Genomic DNA, 4,518 nt, shown 5'->3' with positions numbered 1-4,518 from the left:
TGTATATTGTATCGTCATTTGCCCACGTTGTCAAGCTGTTTCTGAAAGTTTATTGTGGGTGAATCGGTTTGCTTTCGCTGCCTCACTTGAGACAACTTCCTTAGTATACGCTTCTATATGCCGGCTGTCAATGTCTTTTTTTTGTTTTTGCTTTCCTTTATCAATTTTTCTTTCAAACCTCTTTCCTACTCTTATAATTCCTAGGATGATTACATCATGACAACCCCAAATAGCTGCGGATCAACTACTAAATTTGTTATACCGTCCTTTTATTATATTATCGATCAATATTCTTTCAACTGGAGTAAACTGAATGTTAACCTTTTTTAATGATCCCATTCTTTTATAGATAAGTCTGTATTCCCACCATTTTTTCTCCCATTCAAACGTTTCTATTTCTTGCCATGGAATAAATCTTGGCATATCCATCATTAAATATAAGCCCCTTTCTGACAAAACGATTTTAGGATACTTAAAATGAGTAATGCCCATGAATAAATAGCCCAAATAAAAATTCACATTAATCATTATTATATAATTGCTATTACCTACCGCAATCTTTCCCATAAACAATATGCCAGCTATTAATATAATAAACGCAATTCCTATCCCAATGAATATTTTAATGGTTAACTTTTCAATATATGTTGATTTATTCTCTGCAAAAAAAATCAACTCTTTTTCGATTTTATCCAAATATATCATGAATTTCACATTCACCACTAGATAGAGTAAGTTTGTTGATATTGCTAATAACAATAATGCATACGCACTTGGTTTTGGTACAATCAGTTGAAATATAGCATATATTATTATGCTGCTCATAATAATTACAAAGTCCATTAAAATCAAAGGTCTTTTATCAACCTTGCACACCGAATTTAACTTTTTTCCTAAGTCTCCTGGTTCTCCCATTAAGAATAAGACCTTCTTAATAGCGTCTTCTTCCGTTAAATTCTTTTTCATTTCTTCTTCAAGCGATAACTGGATATGATCGGATAATTCATCTCTTATATCTTGATGTCGACTAGTATCCAGTACGGCACTTAATACCTTTTCTATGAAAGAATCACTTAAATCTTTCATAGAGCACCTCCAAGAAGTACTTTCATGGACTGACTAAATAATTGCCAGTCATTTTCCAGTTTTTTTACTTCCTTCATTCCCATTGAAGTAATCTCATAATATTTTCTTTTCCGAATTTCTTCTTTCCAATAGGATTTTATAAGGCCTTTTTTTTCCATGCTATAAAGAATTGGATATAAACTACCTTCTTTCCATTGAAAAGCACAGTTTGATCTCTCTTCAATGGTTTTTATCATTTGATAACCATACATTGGCTCCTTTTCAAGCATTTTCAATATTAATATACTGGAACTTCCTTTTAATAATTCTTGATTTTGAATCATTACTCACCTCATACATAGACTTTCTATGCATAGGCTACCATAGCATATATTCTTTGTCAATCATTCTACGTCAAAGCGTAAATCTCCCAAAATCTGTAATCAATTTTATATTTTCCTGTATTTTTGAATGGTTTGATTCAAAAACAACGCTTCCCTAAAGTAAATAGCTCTAACATTCTTTGACTTATGTGTCTAAAGATGTTAGAGTTAAAATGTCTAATATCATTAGACAGGGAGGTTTTTATGAAAAAATATAAACTTGGTGACATGGAACAAAGGTTTGCCAATCTCATTTGGGAAAATGCACCGGTCTCCACACGTGACTTAATAATATGGTGTTCGGAATCATTTGACTGGAAACGAACGACGACATATACCATGCTTAAACGCCTCTGTGACCGGGAACTGTTTGTGACTGACAATGGCATCGTTAAGATAATATTATCAAAAGAAGATTTTTTATCTGAAAAGGGCGAGGAGTTTCTCGAAGAAACTTTTGACGGATCGTTGCCGAGATTTATAACCGCATTTGTGCGTCGCGGGAAGTTAAATGAGAAAGAAGTCCAGGAGATCCAGCAACTGATTGATGAATACAGGGAGGACTAAAAATGTTGGAAGAAATATTTATCGAAGTTCTTAACATGAGCTATATCGGGAGCATTGTGATTCTTTCCGTTCTCATGGCCAGATTACTTCTAAAGAAAGCACCAAAGCGATATACTTACCTACTATGGTCAGTGGTATTAATAAGACTGTTAACCCCCTTTTCCTTTGATAGTGTGTTAAGTCTCCTGCCGGTAAATTCAAATCCGATCCCTGCTGATCTTTCATCTACCGAAGCGCCACAAGTCATTACCGGCATTGCTGCTATTGATGTGCCCATAAACAACGCACTGCCGACACCTGAAGTCGTGGCAAGTATTAATCCCTTACAGCCTCTGATCTTTATCGGCTTCTTTATTTGGATCATCGGTATGTCCGCCCTTCTGATTTACGGTGTTATCTCCTATATCAGAATGAAGCATCGTCTGAATGGTACAACAATTGAAAAAGACAATCTCTTCATTTCCGACAAAGTCGTGACTCCCTTTGTCTTGGGGCTTATCAAACCCAGAATTTATTTGTGTGTGGTTAACGGAAAACGAGATTGTCGATACCTTTGAAGCACATGATCTGGCTTTGGCGAAAGACAGCTGCAAAAACCCTTCTGACTATGCAATTGACGGTATTGAACCGGGAATCTTCCGGTTCAAAGACTATGATGGTACCTTATATATTTATATTTTTGACAATTTAAATATAACAAATGATAAACTTAGCTTTTGGCCATTTTATGCATCTGATAGAATTGAATTCGATGGGAGTATCACGACATATGATTCGAAAAATGCGTCCATTATTTTGGAGGCACCGTTTGGAAATGGAGACATTCTGGATTCCCATGTGTACAGCGAATATGGTAAGTTGACAACCATCATTTCAGATACAGTTTTTCGGTATCTAAATGATGGCAAAACAGTTGTTCAAAATGGTGCGAGTGAACACTGGCGCGGAACCTATACGTTAAAATACTATAATAATCCGATAAAAGATAAGAGTGGAAGATTGCATATGGACACCTATGGTTGGGAGACTTCTCAGTTAGCATATCTTGGTGATGATCCGGAAAATGTTGGAAACATCAAATATAAATATGATCGCGCTGGTAGCGGTGGGGAAGGATCCGGATTGAGGCTAAATGACGAAGGGATTGTTAATTTAGGGGGCGGTGGCGGTAGTGGAGGGTTTTCTAATCCTTCTCAGGAGGTTACAATTACCATTATGTGGAATGGTCAGGAAGAAAGTTTTGCTCTTCAACCTTGAAGGCGTCAGAATAACTAAATTATAAGTGTATAATGGTATAATATTTCTATGAGTTACGACAGATTAGTAGATAACTACGAACTAACGATTATTTATATCACGGGAAACAGCTCGTAGTAGCGCAAGATGGTGAAAGCAATATGCTTTTCACAGTATTGGGATAATGAGTACCAAGTCCTATGTATATAAATGAATGATGCGATTATTAAAGGCAAAAGATTGGATGGTGCATTTTGGAGATAAAAAGTATTTGCGAAAACAAAACACAGTTCCTGAATTTACTCTTATTAGCTGATGAACAAGAATCCATGATAGACAAATATTTAGAGCGAGGGGATCTTTTTGCCTTATATGATACCGACTTGAAAAGCGTGTGCGTAGTTACATGGGAAAGTGATAATGTATGTGAGCTAAAAAACATAGCCACTTATGAAAAATGGCATGGTAATGGGTATGGCAGCAAACTTTTGCATCACATTTTTTCACATTACAAAGGCAAATACACGACTATGATTGTGGGAACAGGTGACAGCCCATGGATATTACGATATTACGATTTTACGAAAAAAAACGGTTTTAGGATTTCGCATAGGGTTAAGGACTTTTTCATAGACAATTATGACCACCCAATATTTGATAACGGTATTCAATTAGTGGATATGATTTATTTGAGTAAGGCTCTCTAACTTAGTCAACATTCTTACTCAAAGGCGCAGAAACACATTATCGTAAGAATGCGACGTAACGAATAGTTTTTTATTATTCACCCTCGACAGATACTACGAATAGAACTATTTTTCAACTTTCTGTACTGAGCATAATGAGTAGTGAGTTATTTCGCATCATTCATATATTGTGTCGCAACTTTATAAACGGGTTATCTGGCTCAAAATTGTCGAACCCTCATCTGGAAACATCGCTACTCGTTTTTCAGATAAGATGCTCTAAATCACTGGAAAGGGTCTACTATATGGGCTCTTCCGCTATTATGAGTTATTCACTAAATCACACGTATTAAAAACGTGACAATTACAGGATTTAGCGCCTGTTGAACATGAAATTTACTCAGTTATAAGGATGAACCACTATATGATTGGAATATTCAGCTATAACTCAGTCGCCAGATGGCTCCTGACTAAAAAAATAAAGAAGATATGAAAACCCAAGTAAACTTTGCACTGCATTCGTCTAAATGACTCGTAGCATGACTGCCGTTAAATGAAGACGTGCAACTCCGTCGCTGCTA

General features: G+C 35.9%; 6 protein-coding genes. 4 read left to right on the top strand and 2 right to left on the bottom strand.

The genetic code is table 11. The annotated features are described in order from the left end of the window. Positions 1-240: 240 nt before the first annotated feature. Entirely contained in the window at positions 241-1,086 is an 846-nt protein-coding gene (locus tag AKG39_RS18765) for a permease prefix domain 1-containing protein (RefSeq protein WP_050741942.1), read from the bottom strand. After that, positions 1,083-1,409: a PadR family transcriptional regulator gene (locus AKG39_RS18760; RefSeq protein ID WP_050741941.1), complete on the bottom strand. Its 327-nt coding sequence runs from the start codon at positions 1,407-1,409 to the stop codon at positions 1,083-1,085. The genes AKG39_RS18765 and AKG39_RS18760 overlap by 4 nt, the downstream gene beginning before the upstream one ends. Positions 1,410-1,652: 243 nt before the next feature. On the opposite strand from AKG39_RS18760, the gene AKG39_RS18755 reads away from it, so the two are divergent. The 4 genes from AKG39_RS18755 to AKG39_RS18740 all read left to right on the top strand — a co-directional run bounded on the left by AKG39_RS18755 (position 1,653) and on the right by AKG39_RS18740 (position 3,958). Further along, positions 1,653-2,015 (top strand): BlaI/MecI/CopY family transcriptional regulator, encoded by a 363-nt coding sequence (locus tag AKG39_RS18755; protein WP_050741940.1) that lies wholly within the window; start codon positions 1,653-1,655, stop codon positions 2,013-2,015. 2 nt (positions 2,016-2,017) lie between these two features. Beyond that, positions 2,018-2,572, top strand: coding sequence for a M56 family metallopeptidase (locus tag AKG39_RS18750; protein ID WP_050741939.1), 555 nt, complete (start codon positions 2,018-2,020; stop codon positions 2,570-2,572). Then, positions 2,535-3,272, top strand: a complete 738-nt coding sequence (locus AKG39_RS18745; protein ID WP_050741938.1) for a hypothetical protein — start codon at positions 2,535-2,537, stop codon at positions 3,270-3,272. The genes AKG39_RS18750 and AKG39_RS18745 overlap by 38 nt, the downstream gene beginning before the upstream one ends. Before the next feature lie 233 nt (positions 3,273-3,505). Then, positions 3,506-3,958 (top strand): GNAT family N-acetyltransferase, encoded by a 453-nt coding sequence (locus AKG39_RS18740; protein WP_050741937.1) that lies wholly within the window; start codon positions 3,506-3,508, stop codon positions 3,956-3,958. Positions 3,959-4,518 lie beyond the last annotated feature (560 nt).

This window comes from Acetobacterium bakii (assembly GCF_001263355.1).
Classification (GTDB): Bacteria; Bacillota; Clostridia; order Eubacteriales; family Eubacteriaceae; genus Acetobacterium; species Acetobacterium bakii.
Note: the sequence above shows the minus strand (reverse complement) of the source record. Positions and strands in the feature narration are given on the sequence as shown.

Excerpts from the sequence above, each read along its gene's own strand:
- AKG39_RS18765 (WP_050741942.1), bottom strand. The coding sequence starts at position 1,086 with ATGAAAGATTTAAGTGATTCTTTCATAGAAAAGGTATTAAGTGCCGTA.
- AKG39_RS18760 (WP_050741941.1), bottom strand. The coding sequence starts at position 1,409 with ATGATTCAAAATCAAGAATTATTAAAAGGAAGTTCCAGTATATTAATA.
- AKG39_RS18755 (WP_050741940.1), top strand. The coding sequence starts at position 1,653 with ATGAAAAAATATAAACTTGGTGACATGGAACAAAGGTTTGCCAATCTC.
- AKG39_RS18750 (WP_050741939.1), top strand. The coding sequence starts at position 2,018 with ATGTTGGAAGAAATATTTATCGAAGTTCTTAACATGAGCTATATCGGG.